This is a genomic window from Bradyrhizobium cosmicum (genome assembly GCF_032290525.1).
Lineage (GTDB): Bacteria > Pseudomonadota > Alphaproteobacteria > Rhizobiales > Xanthobacteraceae > Bradyrhizobium > Bradyrhizobium cosmicum_A.
Window position 1 is genome coordinate 235813 of sequence record NZ_JASXTA010000008.1, and the last position, 13961, is coordinate 249773.

Below are 13961 nucleotides of genomic sequence, written 5' to 3' on the forward strand. Positions count from 1 at the left end.
CATGGCATCGGCTAAGCGGGGGCGACTGGAATGCGGTTCATCGTGCTGTCTGTGCTTGCGCTGCTGGCTTGGCGGGCGGCACCAGCCTCCGCGCAATCCGGCCCATCCGACCGCTCCATCACCGACCGGCTGCCGCTGTTTGCAAAGAACAAGTGCCAGCAGATCCGCGACCCCGGCAATCAACTGTTTTGCGGCGATGCCGAGCTTGCCGCCGCCGCCGAGAAACTGAGCGCGGCGATCGAGGCACGGCTCGCCCGCCTGCCCGATCGTCTGCCGGCGATCGAGGAAAATGCGATCTGGATCCGACAGCGCAATCTCGGTTGCGGCATCCTCGGCCAGACCGCGATCCACACCGATGATTTCGACCGGGTGAAGGCCTGCCTGCTCAAGGTCACCCAAGGTCGTGCCGCGATCGTGCGGGATCCGGATTTTGACTGTCTCGCGGCCAACACGGCCGCGGGCGCGCTGATCTGCGCCGACCCGTCGCTGGCGCTGGTCGAGACCGAGCTGAACAGCGAGGTGCTCGGCCTGATCGGCAAGCTGGACCCGACCGCGGCCCGCTTTGCCTTCGCCGAATATGGCCGATGGACGCGAGAGCGTGATCGCAAGTGCAACCTGGTCGGCAAGGAGAACGTGCCGCTCCACGAGCTCGAATCCGCGGAGGACTGTCTCGCCGACCAGTTGAAGCACAGGAACGATGAGGTCCGCGCGGCGAAAGGCGATCCAAAAAAGGTGTTCGGACGCCAGGTCGCGGCCCGCTCGCCGGACACCGATGCCGTCGATTTCTGTGCCGCGCGAATCCACGCCGCCAATTCCTGCGGCAACTTCCTCCGCATCAATCGCGTCTACGCACTCGACAGCCAGGTAACCGATCAGGAGGCGCAGGTCACGGGCGAGATCGAGATGGCCGTGCTGGCGCCCTTCTCGACGTGCAGCAAGGTCGCGTCCGCCTGCACCGGCACCTGCTGGGACCCGAGGACGGGCCGCCCGCAATCGGGCGGCGACAACAAGGAGCGAACCGGCGAGGCCTTCAACGTGACGCGCCGGATCAGGATCCAGCGGACTTTTGCATTCGTCAAAGCCGCCGACGGCTGGCGCTGCCGCGAGGACGAACTGGCCCCGGTGAATTCGGGGACGGCGGGCGGAGGGTCGTGAATTCTTACTTACCCTCCCCTGGAGGGGAGGGTCGGCTCATATTGAGCGTAGCGAGATATGAGACGGGCTGGGTGACGGTCTCTCCACCTCGCACACTGCCCGTGTTGAGAGATCACCCCACCCCGCTCGCGCTTCGCGCGATCGACCCTCCCCCTCCAGGGGCGGGTAAACCGGCTCACATCAAAACATCAGATTGTCCTTTACCAGAACCCAGCGGCCGCCCTTGACCTGTTGCACCTGGGTGATGGTGCTGGCGAGATGGTCGGTCTTGGAGAACTTCGTCGGAGGCGAGTTGAAGATATCGACGAACTTGTCTCCGGACTCCAGCGCGTCCAGCATCTTCTGGCCGGTCAGGTCCTTGCCCGCCTTGTTCGCATAGAACGCGAACGTCATCACCGCGTTGTAGCCGATGATGGCCTGGGTGTTGGCGTCGGTGCCGAACGTCTTCTTGTAGGTGGCGAGCCAGTCCTTGACCTTGCCCTTGGCCGTGTCCTCGTAAGGAATCTCGAAGAGTGCGGCGGCGTAGAGGCCTTCCACCGCGTCTTTGCCGAGCATGGGCACCTCCATCACATTGGTCGGCGTGGCGCCGAGGAAGGTCACCTCCCAGCCGAGCTTCTTGGCCTCGGTCATCGCGCCGATGGGCTCGCGAAGCACCGCGCCGAGCACGACGAGGTCGCAGCCGTCGGATTTCATCTTGGCGACCTGCGCGCTGAAGTCGGAGGCGCCGCGCTTGTAGCTCGTGATCGAGGCCGGCTGCACCTTCATGGCGGTGAGCTGCTGGTTGAAGCCGTCGAGCACGTTCTTTCCGTACTCGTCGTCCTGATGCATGATGCAGGGCTTCTTGAAGTTCTTCCACTCCATCATGTATTTCAGCGCGGCGCGGGTGCTCTCGACGTAAGGCAGGAGGTTGTTGAACTTCAGCCGCTCCTGCGGCTTGGCCGGATCGAACTTGAAGGTGAACTCGGCCGCCGTCAGCGGGAACAGTTGGAGCACGCCGGCGTCGAGCAGGATGTCCTGTGCGGCCAGAACGGTCGGCGATCCCATTGCGCCCACCATGGCGAAGATCTTGTCGCGCTCGATCAGCTTCTGCGACGCTAGCACGGCCTTCTTCGGATCGTAACCACTGTCCTCGACGACCAGCCGGATCTTGCGGCCATGGATGCCGCCGGCAGCGTTGACCTCCTCGACGGCCATCTTCATGCCGTTGGAGACCGGAACGCCCCAGCCCTTGATCGGGCCTGACAGGTCCTGATGGGTGCCGATGACGATCTCGGTCGCCGAGATGCCCTCGTTGGTGACCTTGGTTTGCGCTAGGGACGGCTGACAAGTGAGCGCCATTGCGCTCACAGCAAGGCCGAACGCTCTCAACGACTTCGACATTGACGTCTCCTCTCCTTCGGCCCGTGTTGTGCGAGGGGCCGGGCCAATTCTCCCCTCGCTTTCTCGAATTGCTGGTCGGCTCACGCCACCGCCCTCGCGTGATACATCGCCTCGATCTCGGCGGCGTAGCGCTTGTTCACGAAGCCGCGCTTCAGCTTCATGGTCGGCGTCAGCTCCTCGTCCTCCGGGGTGAGCTGCCGCTCGATCAGGTAGAAGCGCTTGATGGTTTCGACGCGGGCTAAATTGCCGTTGACCGCCTCGATCTCGCGCCAGATCAGGTCCTGGATCTCCGTCGCGCGGCACAGGCTGGCATAATTGGTGAAGGGGATGTCGTGGTCCTGCGCGAACTTCTCGACATTCTCCTGGTCGATCATCACGAGGCAGGTCAGATACGGCCGCTTGTCGCCGATCACGACGGCATCCGAGATGTAGGGCGAGAATTTGAGCTGGTTTTCGATCTCGGACGGCGTGATGTTCTTGCCGCCGGACGTGATGATGATGTCCTTCATCCGGTCCGTGACGCAGACGAAGCCCTCATTGTCGATGGTGCCGACGTCGCCGGTGTGCAGCCAGCCGCGGGAATCGATGGTCTCGGCGGTCTTCTCCGGCTGGTTGAGGTAGCCCATGAACAGGAAGTCGCCCTTGATCAGGATCTCGCCTTCGGGCGACAGTGCGACCTCGCCCCAGGGCACGGCGGTGCCGACCGAGCCCAGCTTGATCCGCTCCGCCGGCATCATGGTCGCGACCCCGCAATTCTCGGTCTGGCCATAAACTTCGTGAATGTCGATGCCGAGCGCGAGGTACCAGCGGATCAGCTCCGGCGCGATCGGCGCCGCGCCGGAGAAGGCGATGCGGCAGCGATCGAGGCCGATCATGCGGCGGATGTTGCGGAAGGCGATCCGGTACGCGATGCCATTGGCGATGCGCAGCCACAGCGGCGGCGCCCTGCCCTCGATCCGGCAATCGACCATGCGGTAGCCGACCTCGATGGCGCGGCGATAGACCCATTGCTGCAGCGGCGTCGCGTCCTTCAGCGCGATGGTGATCGCGGAATAGAATTTTTCCCAGATGCGCGGCACCGCGAGAAAGACGGTCGGCTGCACCTCGCGCAGATTGTCCGGCACGGTCTCCGTGCTTTCGACGAAATTCATCACCGAGCCGAGCGCGACCGAGATGTAGTAGCCGCCGATGCGTTCGGCGACGTGGCAGAGCGGCAGGAAGATCAGCCGGTCTTCGTCCTCTTGCGCCGGGATGAAATCGTTGGCGTGGCGCATCTGGTGCGTGACACTGCGGTTGGCGTGCATCGCGCCCTTGGGCGGCCCGGTGGTCCCCGACGTGTAGACGAGCACTGCGAGATCTTCGGCGCTGCGGCTGTCGGTCATCTCCCGCCATAGCGCCTCGCGACCAACCATGTGATTGCGGCCGAGCGCGCGAAACTCGTCGAGCGACATCACCATCTCGTCGGAGAAGCCGCCGAGGCCCTCCATGTCGAACACGATGATGCTTTGCAGGGACGGACAGCGCGCGCGGCAGGCGAGAATCTTGTCGAGCTGCTCCTCGTCCTCGGCGAAGATCACTTTGGTGCGGGAATCGTTGACGAGGTATTCCACCTGGGACGACGCATCGGTCGGATAGATGCCTGAGGAGACGCCGCCGGCGCACAAAATGCCCATGTCGGCATGGACCCATTCCGGGACGGCATTGGCGATGATGGAGGCGACGTCGCCGGGGACGAAGCCGGTCGCATGGAGCGCGTAGGCGATCTCCCTGGAGATCTCCAGCCATTCGCGCCAGCTGGTCGGCTGCCATATCCCGAACTTCTTCTCGCGGATCGCCGGCCTGTCGCCCCGCATCTCCGCGGCGCGCAGAAAGCTGTTCGCGATCGTATCAGCGACCGTCAGCACCGCCGGTCGGGCCATGCGCGTCTCCTCCTTGTCGCCTTCCGCCCGCTGCCTGCCTTGCCGGCGGTCTATGTTGGCGGACGGGCTCGTCCAGTCTACGCCAGTTCAACGCCACGTCTTCTTCTTTTTCCAGCGCCGCTCGCCTCGTGCGCCCGCTTCCTTGGCGCCAAGGTAGAATTCCTGGATGTCCTTCGAATGCATCAAGCGGTCGCAGGTGTCGTTCATGACGATGCGGCCGATCTCGAGCACATAACCATAATGCGCCGTCTCCAGCGCCACCTTGGCATTCTGCTCGACGAGCAAAATCGACATGCCCTGCTCCTCGTTGACGCGGCGGATGATCGTGAAAATCTCCTTCACCAGCAGCGGCGACAGGCCGAGCGAGGGCTCGTCCAGCAGCAGCAGCGTCGGCCGGTTCATCAATGCGCGGCCGATCGCGAGCATCTGCTGCTCGCCGCCGGAGAGCTGGCCGGCCGGCTGGTTGATGCGCTCTTTCAATCGCGGAAAATAGCCGTAGACGCGCTCCAGATCCTCCACGACGCCGTCGCGGTCCTTGCGTGGATACGCCCCCATCATCAGGTTCTCGCGCACCGAGAGGAACGGGAACACTTCGCGTCCCTCGGGCACGTGGCTTAAGCCCAGCCGGACGATCCGGTCGGCCTCCACACGCTGGATCGGCTTGCCCATGAATTCGATCGCACCCTTCTGCGGATCGAGAATGCCGGAGATGGTCTTCAGCACGGTGGTCTTGCCGGCCCCGTTGGCCCCGAGCAGCGTGATGATGCGGCCGCGCGGCACCTCCAGCGAGATGCCGCGGATCGCCATGATCGGCCCGTAATAGCTCTCGATGTTGGAGAGCTTCAGGATGATATCCGGCGTCGCGGTCGCATCCATCGCTTACGCTCCCAGATAGGCGGCGACGACGTCGGGGTGCTGCTGCACCTGGGCGGGCGAGCCCATCGCCAGCACGCGGCCGTAGTTCAGCGCAACGACGCGATCGGAGACGCGGTTGACCAGCGACATGTCGTGCTCGACCATCAGCACGGTGACGCCGAGCTCGCTCTTCATATCGCGGATCCAGAACGACATGTCGTCGGTCTCCTCCACGTTCAGACCCGACGACGGCTCGTCGAGCAGGATCAGCTTCGGCTCCGAGCAGAGCGCGCGCGCGAGCTCGATCACCTTGCGCACCCCGTAGGGCAGGCCCGAGATCAGCTTGTCGCGATAAGGCTCGAGATCGAGGAATTCGATCACCTGCTCGACCCGGCGGCGGTGCAGCTTCTCGCCCGCGCGCACGCCCGGCAGAAACAGCAGTTCCTGCCAGAGCTGGGTGGTCGAATGGCGGTGGCGTCCGACCAGCAGATTGGAGAGCACCGTGGCGTTTTCGAACAGCTCGATGTTCTGGAAGGTGCGGGCGATGCCGAGCCTGGCGATGTCGTAAGGCGGCTCTTCCGTGATGTCCTGGTCCTCGAAGAAGATGCGGCCCGAGGTCGGCCGGTAGATCCGCGAGATCAAATTGAAGATCGAACTCTTGCCGGCGCCGTTCGGCCCGATGATCGAGAGGATCTCGCCCTTCTCGACCGCGAACGACACCGCATCGACGGCCTTGAGGCCTCCGAAATGCAGCGACAGGTTCTCGGCGCGGAAATAGCTCATCGGTTCCGCTCCGACTTCACGTAGATCTTCTGCCGCTTGAAGGTGGCACGCTTGTAGAGCGGAAACAGCTGGAAGAAGAGTTTTACCTTCAGCCAGCGGCCGTAGAGCCCGAGCGGCTCGAACAGCACGAACAGCACGATGATGATGCCGTAGATCGCACCCTTCAGGCCGTTGAGCGAGGCGAAGGCAGCGACATTCGACTGGACGTTGCCCGCAGTTGCCGAGCTCGCGCCGAACGTCGCGGCAATGCCGGCGATGATGCCGGGCATGTCATCCTTCAGATAGGTCAGGAACGGGTCGATCATCACGATGAAGATCGCGCCCAGCACCGCGCCGTGCAGGCTGAAGGTGCCGCCGATCAGGATCACGATGATGAACTCGATCGAGAGCTGGAGCGTGAACATCTCCGGCGAGATGAAGGAGAGCTTGTGTGCGAACAGCACGCCGGCAAAGCCGGTGATCGCCGCCGAGATCGCGAACGACTTCACCTTGTAGAGCGCGACGTTGATGCCCATGCTGCGCGCCGCGGTCTCGCTGTCGCGGATCGCGACGAAGGCACGCCCGGTCGGCGAGCGCAGCAGATTGAGCGTGCCGACGATGGTCAGCACCAGCACCGCAAGGCACAGGAAGTAAAAGGTGGGGCTGTCGCGCGGCACCGCGACACCGAGCAACGACAGCGTCTTGACTCGCATGCCCTCGTTGCCGTGGGTGACACTCTCCCAGCGCGCCAGGATTTCCTCGACGATCAGGGCAAACGAGATGGTGGCGATGACGAGGTAGATCCCGGTCAGGCGCAGCGCCGGGAAGCCGACCATCGCGCCGATCAATCCGGTCAGGGCGCCCGCAGCGAGGAAGTAGACCGGGAACGGCACGTTGTATTTCTGCAAATACGCCGCCGTGTAGGCCCCGATCGCGAGAAACGCGGCGTGGCCGAGCGAAGCCTGGCCGGTGAAGCCGGTCAGGATCAGCAGCGCCACGCCGACGGTTGCATAGATGCAGACGAAGACGAGCTGGCTCATCAGATAGCTGGAGAGCACATAGGGCGCGATCAGCAGCAGCGCGAGCAGGATGCCGTAGGAAACCATGTAGCCCGAATGCGGAAACAGCTTGATGTCGTCTTCGTAGTCGGTCTTGAACAGGAAGCGCATTGCGTTCAGACTTTCTTGCGGACGTGGAGGCCGAACAGACCTTCGGGCTTGAGCAGCAGCACGGCCAGCAGCACGACATACGGCGCGACGTCCTTCCAGCCCTCCGCCAGATAGAAGCCGGCCATGCTCTCGATCATACCGATCAGGACGCCACCGACGACGGCGCCCGGGATCGAGCCGAAGCCGCCGAGCACGGCGGCGGGAAACGCCTTCAACCCGAGCACGAGGCCGACATTGGAATGGATGAAGGTGATCGGCGCCAGCAGCACGCCGGCGCAGGTCGCTACCGCCGCGCTGATCGCCCAGACGATCGAGACCACGCGCTTGACCGGAATGCCCATGTAGTAGGCCGCCAGCATGTTCTCGGAGCTGGCACGCATCGCGGTGCCGAGCGTGGTCTTGTTGAAGAACAGCCACAGCAGCGCGCACAGGATCATCGTCGCCGCGATCACCGACAGCTTGTCATGGGCGAGCACCAGTGAGCCGACGCGCAGCACGCCCTGGCTGAACGGCGTCTCGATCTTCAGATCGTCGGTGCCCCAGACCATGCCGGCGATCGAGCGCAGGAAGTAACCGAGGCCGATGGTGGCCATGATGATGGAGAATTGCGGATAGCCGAGGATCGGCCGCACCACCACCCGCTCCGCCAGCATGCCGAACATCGCCATGGCGGCCACCGCACCGGCAAAGCCGATCCAGTAGTTCAATCCCATCATGCCGATGAAGGTAAAGGCGAAGAAGCCGCCCAGCATCATCAGATCGCCCTGGGCGAAATTGACGACCTCGGTGGCCTTGTAGACGAGCACGAAGCCGAGCGCGATCAGGCCGTAAACGCAGCCGAGCGCAACACCGCTGACCAGCTGCTGAACGAAATCCAGCATCGCCGCGCATCCTCCCCATGCAACCAGCGGCTCTTCGTGACCGCCTCATCGCATCTTGTGTCCAGTCGCTACGCAGTCGTTTCGCCGCGTTAGCGCCATTTGTCCGTAACCAATTCAGCCTGAACCACCGAGCGCTGTCAACAAACGGTGACTTGCCTTTAGTCGATCCCGGATGGCGAATTTGTCGGCCGTAGATTCACGGTGCCGAAACATCTTCGGATCATGGTCGCGGGCGATGCAAAACCGCAAGGTGTGGCCGTCATGAAGCCGGACAATTCGGCGCTGGAAGTCCGAGGGTTAACGAAGCGTTTTGACCGTTTGGCGGTCGACAGCCTCGATCTGACCATTCACGCCGGCGAATTCTATGCTCTCGTCGGCCCCAACGGCGCCGGCAAGACCACCACCTTGCGCATGGTTGCGGGCCTGCTCAGGCCCGATGCCGGCGCGGTCTCGATCTTCGGCATCGATGCGCTCGTAAATCCCGTCGCCGCCAAGCAGGTGATGGCGTGGGTCTCCGACGAGCCCATGATCTATGACAAGCTCACCCCGCTCGAATATCTCGAATTCGTCGCCGGCCTCTGGGGCATTGCACCATCGATCTCCGAGCCGGTTGCGCAGGAGCTGCTGAGTTCGCTCGGGCTGGAGCCGCACCGGCACGAACGCTGCGAAGGCTTTTCCAAGGGCATGCGCCAGAAGGTCGCTCTCGCCGGCGCGCTGGTGCACGATCCCCGCCTCATCATCCTCGACGAGCCGCTGACCGGTCTCGATGCCGTCTCCGCCCGCCACGTGAAGGGCCTCCTCAGCGAGCGCGTTCAGGCCGGCTGCACCATCATCATGACCACGCATATTCTGGAGGTCGCCGAACGCATGGCTGACCGCATCGGTGTGATCGCCTCGGGGCGCCTCGTCGCCGAGGGCACGCTCGCCGAGCTGCGTCAGCAGAACGGCCATGCCGGCACCAGCCTTGAAGATCTCTTCATCGCGCTGGTGACGCTTTCGGAAGCCGCATGAGCTCGGCGACCGCGCTGTCCTGGTTCGCCCGCCACGAGCTCCGGCTCGCCTGGCGCGAATGGCTGGCCATGATGACCGGCGGGCGACGCAAGCGGGCACGCGCCGCCGTCATCGGCCTGCTCTCCATCGCGGCACTGCTGCACGTGCCGGCCTGGGCCGTGATCGGCCGCTTCGCCGACCTGCAATTGCCGCTCGACAAGTCATCACTGATCATGATCTCGGCGACGATCTTCCTGGCCTGGACGCTGATGCTGTCGCAGGCGATCGAATCGGTGACGCGGGTGTTTTACGCGCGAGCCGATCTCGACCTCATCATGTCCTCGCCCGCGACGCTCGCCAATCTGTTCTCGGTGCGCATCGCCGCGATCGCGCTCACCGTCACCGTGATGGCGCTGCTGTTCTCGACGCCCTTCATCGACGTGCTGGTGATCGGCGGCGGGCTGCGCTGGCTTGCGGCGTTCGGCGTCGTCGTCGCCATGGGCCTGTCGGCTGCGGCGGTCGCGATTGCCGTCACCATCCTGCTGTTCCGGCTGATCGGCCCAGCGCGCACGCGCCTCATAGCCCAGATCCTCGCCGCCATTATCGGCGCCGGCTTCGTGATCGCGCTGCAGGTCGCCGCGATCATGTCCTATGGCACGCTGTCGCGCGTCACCATCCTGACATCAGGCACCTTTGCCGAACACGCCCCCGACGTCGACAGCATCTGGTGGTGGCCGGCGCGGGCGACGATGGGCGACAGCGAGGCGCTGCTGCTGCTTCTGGCGCTCGGCCTCGTGCTGCTCGGTAGCGTCATGGCGATCTTTTCCGGCCGCTTCGCCGACACCGCGTTCGATGCCGCCGCCCATGGCAAGTCCGGCAGCAAGCGCGCGAGGGAACGTCCGTTCCACGGCGGATCGCGGCAGCGAGCGCTGCGGCGAAAGGAGTTCATGCTGCTGTGGCGCGATCCCTGGCTGATCTCGCAAACGCTGATGCAGCTTCTCTATCTGGTGCCGCCGGCGCTACTGCTCTGGCGCAGCTTTGCCGACAGCTCGGCGGCGCTGACGCTGATCACGCCGGTGATGGTCATGGCGGCAGGACAGCTCGCCGGCGGGCTCTCCTGGCTGACGATCTCGGGCGAGGACGCCCCCGACCTGGTCGCGACTGCGCCGCTGACGCCATCCAGCGTCATCCGCGCCAAGATCGAGGTGGTGCTGATCGCGATCGCCGCCATCTTTTCTCCGCTGGTCGCAGCACTTGCTTTCGCCTCGCCCTATCAGGCCGCAATCAGTGCCGCCGCGATCATCATCAGCGCGTCCTCCGCCACCGCAATCCAGCTCTGGTTTCGGGTTCAGGCCCGGCGCAGCCAGTTCCGCCGCCGCCAGACCTCCTCGCGGCTTGCGACCTTCGCCGAAGCCTTCTCCTCGATCGGCTGGGCCGCCACCGCGGCGCTGGTGCTCGCGCTGCCGCTTGCCGGCCTCATCAGCGGCCTGATCACCGCGGGCCTGATTGCGATGACCTGGAAGTTCAGCCCAAGGAGGGAGTGAGGGCGGCGCCTCACCCTTTCCCTCGCTCAGCGAGCGGTGCATTATGTTTGCATCTCAAAGCCCGTGAGGCGACTCTGGTTGAGCTTGCCAAGCCTGGGCGGTCAGGTGTCGAAAGCCGGTTGTGCGCTGCGGACCGAGCCGACCTTCCGCCGATCCAGCAACCGCCTGCTCCAGTTACGCCCGGGCTCTTCGATATAACGATAGGTTGCAACCGACAGCAGGACAGTCAACAGCAGCATCGCAACCTGCAGCACGTCACCGAACCACAGCGATCCATTCATCGAGACCACCTTGGTCGGCTCATGGTCCGCGCTCAACGCATACGAGACCAACAGCTCGATATGCGTGAGACGCTCGACGACCATAAGGATCGCCCGCACCACTGCCCGGACGAGCGGATGCAGCATGTAGATCGAATAGGTCAGCGTCCCCACGGTGAGCATGAATGGCACCGTCAGAAGGCGGCTGACCGCGCCGGCCTCACGCGCGAACACCAGCACGACCAGCATAAACAGCAGCGGCGAGGCCACCTGCAGGGTGGCGCTGCTTCCCGCGATCGAAACATAGCCCACGACGAGCACGAAACTGGCCATCTCGAGCAATGTCTCGCCCGACGGCGCCAGGCGTGCGCGCAGCGCCGGAAAGCGCTCGCGTAGATCGAAGGAGAGCACGCCAAGCGCAAAACCATAAAGGCAGCGCACCAGGCCGTAATCGTAAGTGGCATTCATCCCATCCGGGCTGATCGTGGCGAGCATGACCGGCCCGGCAATGATCGGGAGCAGCCAAGGCCAGATCGTCGGCCCGATCCTGCTGACGACGGCGGCGAAGATCACATAGGCCGCGAACTCGGCGCTAATGCTCCAACTCGCGAAGTTCAGCCAGTTCTGTGGGTTGACGCCGAGTCCCTGCAGGAGAAGAACGTTGGTCACGATGGCCTGCAGGAGGTTCGGACCAATACCGTCCTTCGCAGCATCAATGGGAATGAACAACAACAACGTCACAAGATGCAGCGGATAGATCCGCCCAAGCCGCAGGACGAGGAAGCGGCCGAGGCCAAACCCCTCAGCGAGGCGTGAGCGATAGTTTGACGCGATGACAAAGCCGCTCAACACGAAGAAGAAGTCGACGAACAGGTAGGCATGTCTGGTCAGCGGCAGCAACGACAGGTGGCTGATGACGTCGAAGTGAAACAGCGCAACCATGCAAGCGCAAATGCCGCGCCAGCTGTCGAGAGCATGATACCGGGTGATATTTTCAGCCGAGTCCATCGAGAACGGGTACGGAGGAAGCGGCAACCGCTCAAGCAACGGTTGAGTCTATGCTTAATGGCTCCATGCGCGAGCGAAGGGCGCCATTTTCGGGAGGCAGCCCGGCTCAATGACCTTGGCCGGCCGCCGCGTCGGTCGGATCTCGGCCTGTGCGTTGAGCATCCAGAACACGGCGGGCGTGAGGGTGCGACACTGACGCGCTCTTGATCGCAAGCCCATTGGCCACGCGCTGCGTTGCACGCTAGACTTTCCCTGAAATCATGGGGACGGATGCATGTGGCGACTGGTTTCGGCGGCTCTGGCGCTGTTCGGCGCCTTGCTCACCCCTGTCCTCGCGCAGCAACCCCAGCGCAGCGAATGCCTGGCGATGGCGAATGCTCCGCCTCGTGCGGTGCCGGTGGCGTTCCGGCGGGCGGCAGCTGCGGCCGAGGTCGAGATCACCTATGCCGGCCACTCCACCTATTTCATCGATACGCCCGGCGGCTTGCGCATCGCCACCGACTATAGCGGCGCCTACCAGGTCGGGCGGCTGCCCGACGTCGCCACCATGAACCGGGCCCACAGCACCCACTACACGCTCTTCCCCGACAAGCGCATTCCCCATGTTCTCCACGGCTGGAGCGAGGACGGCAAGCCGGCCATCGTCTCGGAGCGCATCGGCGACACTTTTGTCCGCAACGTCACCACCGACATTCGCCGCTATTTCGGCGACGATGCCGGGGCGGACATGATCCGCGACGGCAATTCGATCTTCATCTTCGAGGTCGCCGGCCTCTGCATCGGCCATCTCGGCCACCTCCACCACAAGCTCGACGATAGCCACTTTGCCCAGATTGGCCGGCTCGACATCGTGATGGTGCCGATCGACGGCACCTACACGATGTCACTGGGCGGCGTCTCCGAGATCACAAAGCGCCTGCGCGCGTCGGTGGTGCTGCCGATGCACCGCTTTGCCACCCCGTTCGACGAGTTCATGCGCGGCATCGGCCAGCAGTTCGAGATCGACCGGCGCATGGAGCGCTCGTTCCGGATGTCGCGGGATACCTTGCCGACGAATCCGACGGTGATCATCCTCGACGGCGTTTGAGGCGCAATTTTCTCCAAGTCGATTGCCGTCCGGTCGTGCTGACCTTCTCGCAACAGGAGATCGGTATGAGCGATTTTGCAAGATTGCTGCACGCGGACGGACCCAACCCCGAGCACGCCGCGGCGCTCCGGCTTTACGGCCGCTTTGTCGGCGATTGGGACGCCGAGATCACCGCCCACGCGCCCGATGGGACCAAGCACACCGCTCCCGGCGAGATTCATTTCGGCTGGGTGCTGGAAGGCCGCGCCGTCCAGGACGTCTGGATCATTTCCCGCCCCGCAGGCTTTCAGGCCTTTCCGATCGCCGGCAATTGGTACGGCACGACGCTGCGGGTCTATGACCCCTCCATTGCTGCGTGGCGGATTTTCTGGTTCGATCCGGGCCGCAGCGTATTCCGCCAGCAGATCGGCCGCGCGCACGGCGAGGACATCGTGCAGGAGGGCACGACCGAGTCAGGCGAGCTGACGCGCTGGAGCTTTACGGAGATCACCGGCGATTCCTTCCACTGGCTCGGCGAGGTCAAGCCTGCTGCGGCAACCGATTGGCGGCTGGTGGTGGACGTGAAGGCGAAGCGGCAGACTACTTGCGAATGGCCCGCGACACTCGATTGGGCTTGATGCTCTGCACAACAGGCGCAACCGACTATGCGAACAGCTTGGCCACCGGACTGAACGAACGATCCTTCAGTGCGATCAGGTCGATTGCGCCGCGCGTGGTCGGCAGCCTGACGTCGACGGCGGTCAATTGCGAGCGTTCGGTCGGCGTCGCCAGCATCGCGCCAGGATGAATGCCGAGGAAATTGCCGTTGCCGACAAGGACGCTCAGCGAATGGGTGCACGACGTCGTCACAGTCGCCTGCGGAAACTCCAGGCCCTGCTCCTCGAAGGCCGGCGCAAAGCCTCGCGAGAAGTCCCCGTTCTCCGAGGAGCTTGCCGCGGCATGGCGGCGCTG

The 13961-nt window shown here is 64.0% G+C and carries 13 protein-coding genes; 5 read left to right on the forward strand and 8 right to left on the reverse strand.

The genetic code is table 11. The annotated features are described in order from the left end of the window. Positions 1-30 precede the first annotated feature (30 nt). On the forward strand, positions 31-1155 hold the full coding sequence (locus tag QSV46_RS17170; protein WP_314953094.1) for a lysozyme inhibitor LprI family protein: 1125 nt from the start codon (positions 31-33) through the stop codon (positions 1153-1155). A 180-nt stretch (positions 1156-1335) separates the two neighbouring features. Here QSV46_RS17170 and QSV46_RS17175 read toward each other — a convergent pair whose 3' ends face one another. From QSV46_RS17175 to QSV46_RS17200, 6 genes are all read right to left on the reverse strand, one after another. Then, positions 1336-2535, reverse strand: coding sequence for an ABC transporter substrate-binding protein (locus tag QSV46_RS17175; protein ID WP_314953096.1), 1200 nt, complete (start codon positions 2533-2535; stop codon positions 1336-1338). Between the two features lie 80 nt (positions 2536-2615). Continuing rightward, a complete protein-coding gene (locus tag QSV46_RS17180; RefSeq protein ID WP_314953098.1) occupies positions 2616-4454 on the reverse strand; it encodes an AMP-dependent synthetase/ligase in 1839 nt (612 codons plus the stop codon). 87 nt (positions 4455-4541) lie between these two features. Beyond that, positions 4542-5330: an ABC transporter ATP-binding protein gene (locus QSV46_RS17185; RefSeq protein WP_314953101.1), complete on the reverse strand. Its 789-nt coding sequence runs from the start codon at positions 5328-5330 to the stop codon at positions 4542-4544. A 3-nt stretch (positions 5331-5333) separates the two neighbouring features. Further along, positions 5334-6092, reverse strand: coding sequence for an ABC transporter ATP-binding protein (locus QSV46_RS17190; protein WP_314953103.1), 759 nt, complete (start codon positions 6090-6092; stop codon positions 5334-5336). Beyond that, positions 6089-7240 carry a branched-chain amino acid ABC transporter permease gene (locus tag QSV46_RS17195; protein WP_314953106.1) on the reverse strand — a complete coding sequence of 384 codons (1152 nt, stop codon included), beginning with the start codon at positions 7238-7240 and terminating at the stop codon, positions 6089-6091. The genes QSV46_RS17190 and QSV46_RS17195 overlap by 4 nt, the downstream gene beginning before the upstream one ends. A gap of 5 nt (positions 7241-7245) precedes the next feature. Then, a complete protein-coding gene (locus QSV46_RS17200) occupies positions 7246-8121 on the reverse strand; it encodes a branched-chain amino acid ABC transporter permease (protein ID WP_314953108.1) in 876 nt (291 codons plus the stop codon). 261 nt (positions 8122-8382) lie between these two features. Between QSV46_RS17200 and QSV46_RS17205 the strand changes: the two genes are divergently transcribed. Then, complete coding sequence (locus tag QSV46_RS17205; protein ID WP_314953368.1) at positions 8383-9132, forward strand: ABC transporter ATP-binding protein; 750 nt, start codon at positions 8383-8385, stop codon at positions 9130-9132. After that, complete coding sequence (locus QSV46_RS17210) at positions 9129-10655, forward strand: permease (protein ID WP_314953110.1); 1527 nt, start codon at positions 9129-9131, stop codon at positions 10653-10655. Before QSV46_RS17205 ends, QSV46_RS17210 begins: the two co-directional genes overlap by 4 nt. Positions 10656-10756: 101 nt before the next feature. On the opposite strand, the gene QSV46_RS17215 is transcribed toward QSV46_RS17210, so the two are convergent. Next, a complete protein-coding gene (locus QSV46_RS17215; RefSeq protein ID WP_314953112.1) occupies positions 10757-11962 on the reverse strand; it encodes an acyltransferase in 1206 nt (401 codons plus the stop codon). A 235-nt stretch (positions 11963-12197) separates the two neighbouring features. On the opposite strand from QSV46_RS17215, the gene QSV46_RS17220 reads away from it, so the two are divergent. Together QSV46_RS17220 and QSV46_RS17225 are read left to right on the forward strand one after the other, a co-directional pair. Next, a complete protein-coding gene (locus QSV46_RS17220) occupies positions 12198-13010 on the forward strand; it encodes an MBL fold metallo-hydrolase (RefSeq protein WP_314953114.1) in 813 nt (270 codons plus the stop codon). Between the two features lie 65 nt (positions 13011-13075). Continuing rightward, complete coding sequence (locus QSV46_RS17225; RefSeq protein ID WP_314953116.1) at positions 13076-13627, forward strand: hypothetical protein; 552 nt, start codon at positions 13076-13078, stop codon at positions 13625-13627. A 25-nt stretch (positions 13628-13652) separates the two neighbouring features. Here QSV46_RS17225 and QSV46_RS17230 read toward each other — a convergent pair whose 3' ends face one another. Beyond that, a complete protein-coding gene (locus QSV46_RS17230; protein WP_314953118.1) occupies positions 13653-13859 on the reverse strand; it encodes a hypothetical protein in 207 nt (68 codons plus the stop codon). Positions 13860-13961 lie beyond the last annotated feature (102 nt).

What these genes read in the sequence shown, in the direction of transcription:
- QSV46_RS17200 (WP_314953108.1), bottom strand. Translation starts at nt 8,121, where the DNA reads ATGCTGGATTTCGTTCAGCAGCTGGTCAGCGGTGTTGCGCTCGGCTGC.
- QSV46_RS17190 (WP_314953103.1), bottom strand. Translation starts at nt 6,092, where the DNA reads ATGAGCTATTTCCGCGCCGAGAACCTGTCGCTGCATTTCGGAGGCCTC.
- QSV46_RS17170 (WP_314953094.1), top strand. Translation starts at nt 31, where the DNA reads ATGCGGTTCATCGTGCTGTCTGTGCTTGCGCTGCTGGCTTGGCGGGCG.
- QSV46_RS17180 (WP_314953098.1), bottom strand. Translation starts at nt 4,454, where the DNA reads ATGGCCCGACCGGCGGTGCTGACGGTCGCTGATACGATCGCGAACAGC.
- QSV46_RS17175 (WP_314953096.1), bottom strand. Translation starts at nt 2,535, where the DNA reads ATGTCGAAGTCGTTGAGAGCGTTCGGCCTTGCTGTGAGCGCAATGGCG.
- QSV46_RS17195 (WP_314953106.1), bottom strand. Translation starts at nt 7,240, where the DNA reads ATGCGCTTCCTGTTCAAGACCGACTACGAAGACGACATCAAGCTGTTT.
- QSV46_RS17220 (WP_314953114.1), top strand. Translation starts at nt 12,198, where the DNA reads ATGTGGCGACTGGTTTCGGCGGCTCTGGCGCTGTTCGGCGCCTTGCTC.
- QSV46_RS17185 (WP_314953101.1), bottom strand. Translation starts at nt 5,330, where the DNA reads ATGGATGCGACCGCGACGCCGGATATCATCCTGAAGCTCTCCAACATC.
- QSV46_RS17225 (WP_314953116.1), top strand. Translation starts at nt 13,076, where the DNA reads ATGAGCGATTTTGCAAGATTGCTGCACGCGGACGGACCCAACCCCGAG.
- QSV46_RS17205 (WP_314953368.1), top strand. Translation starts at nt 8,383, where the DNA reads ATGAAGCCGGACAATTCGGCGCTGGAAGTCCGAGGGTTAACGAAGCGT.
- QSV46_RS17210 (WP_314953110.1), top strand. Translation starts at nt 9,129, where the DNA reads ATGAGCTCGGCGACCGCGCTGTCCTGGTTCGCCCGCCACGAGCTCCGG.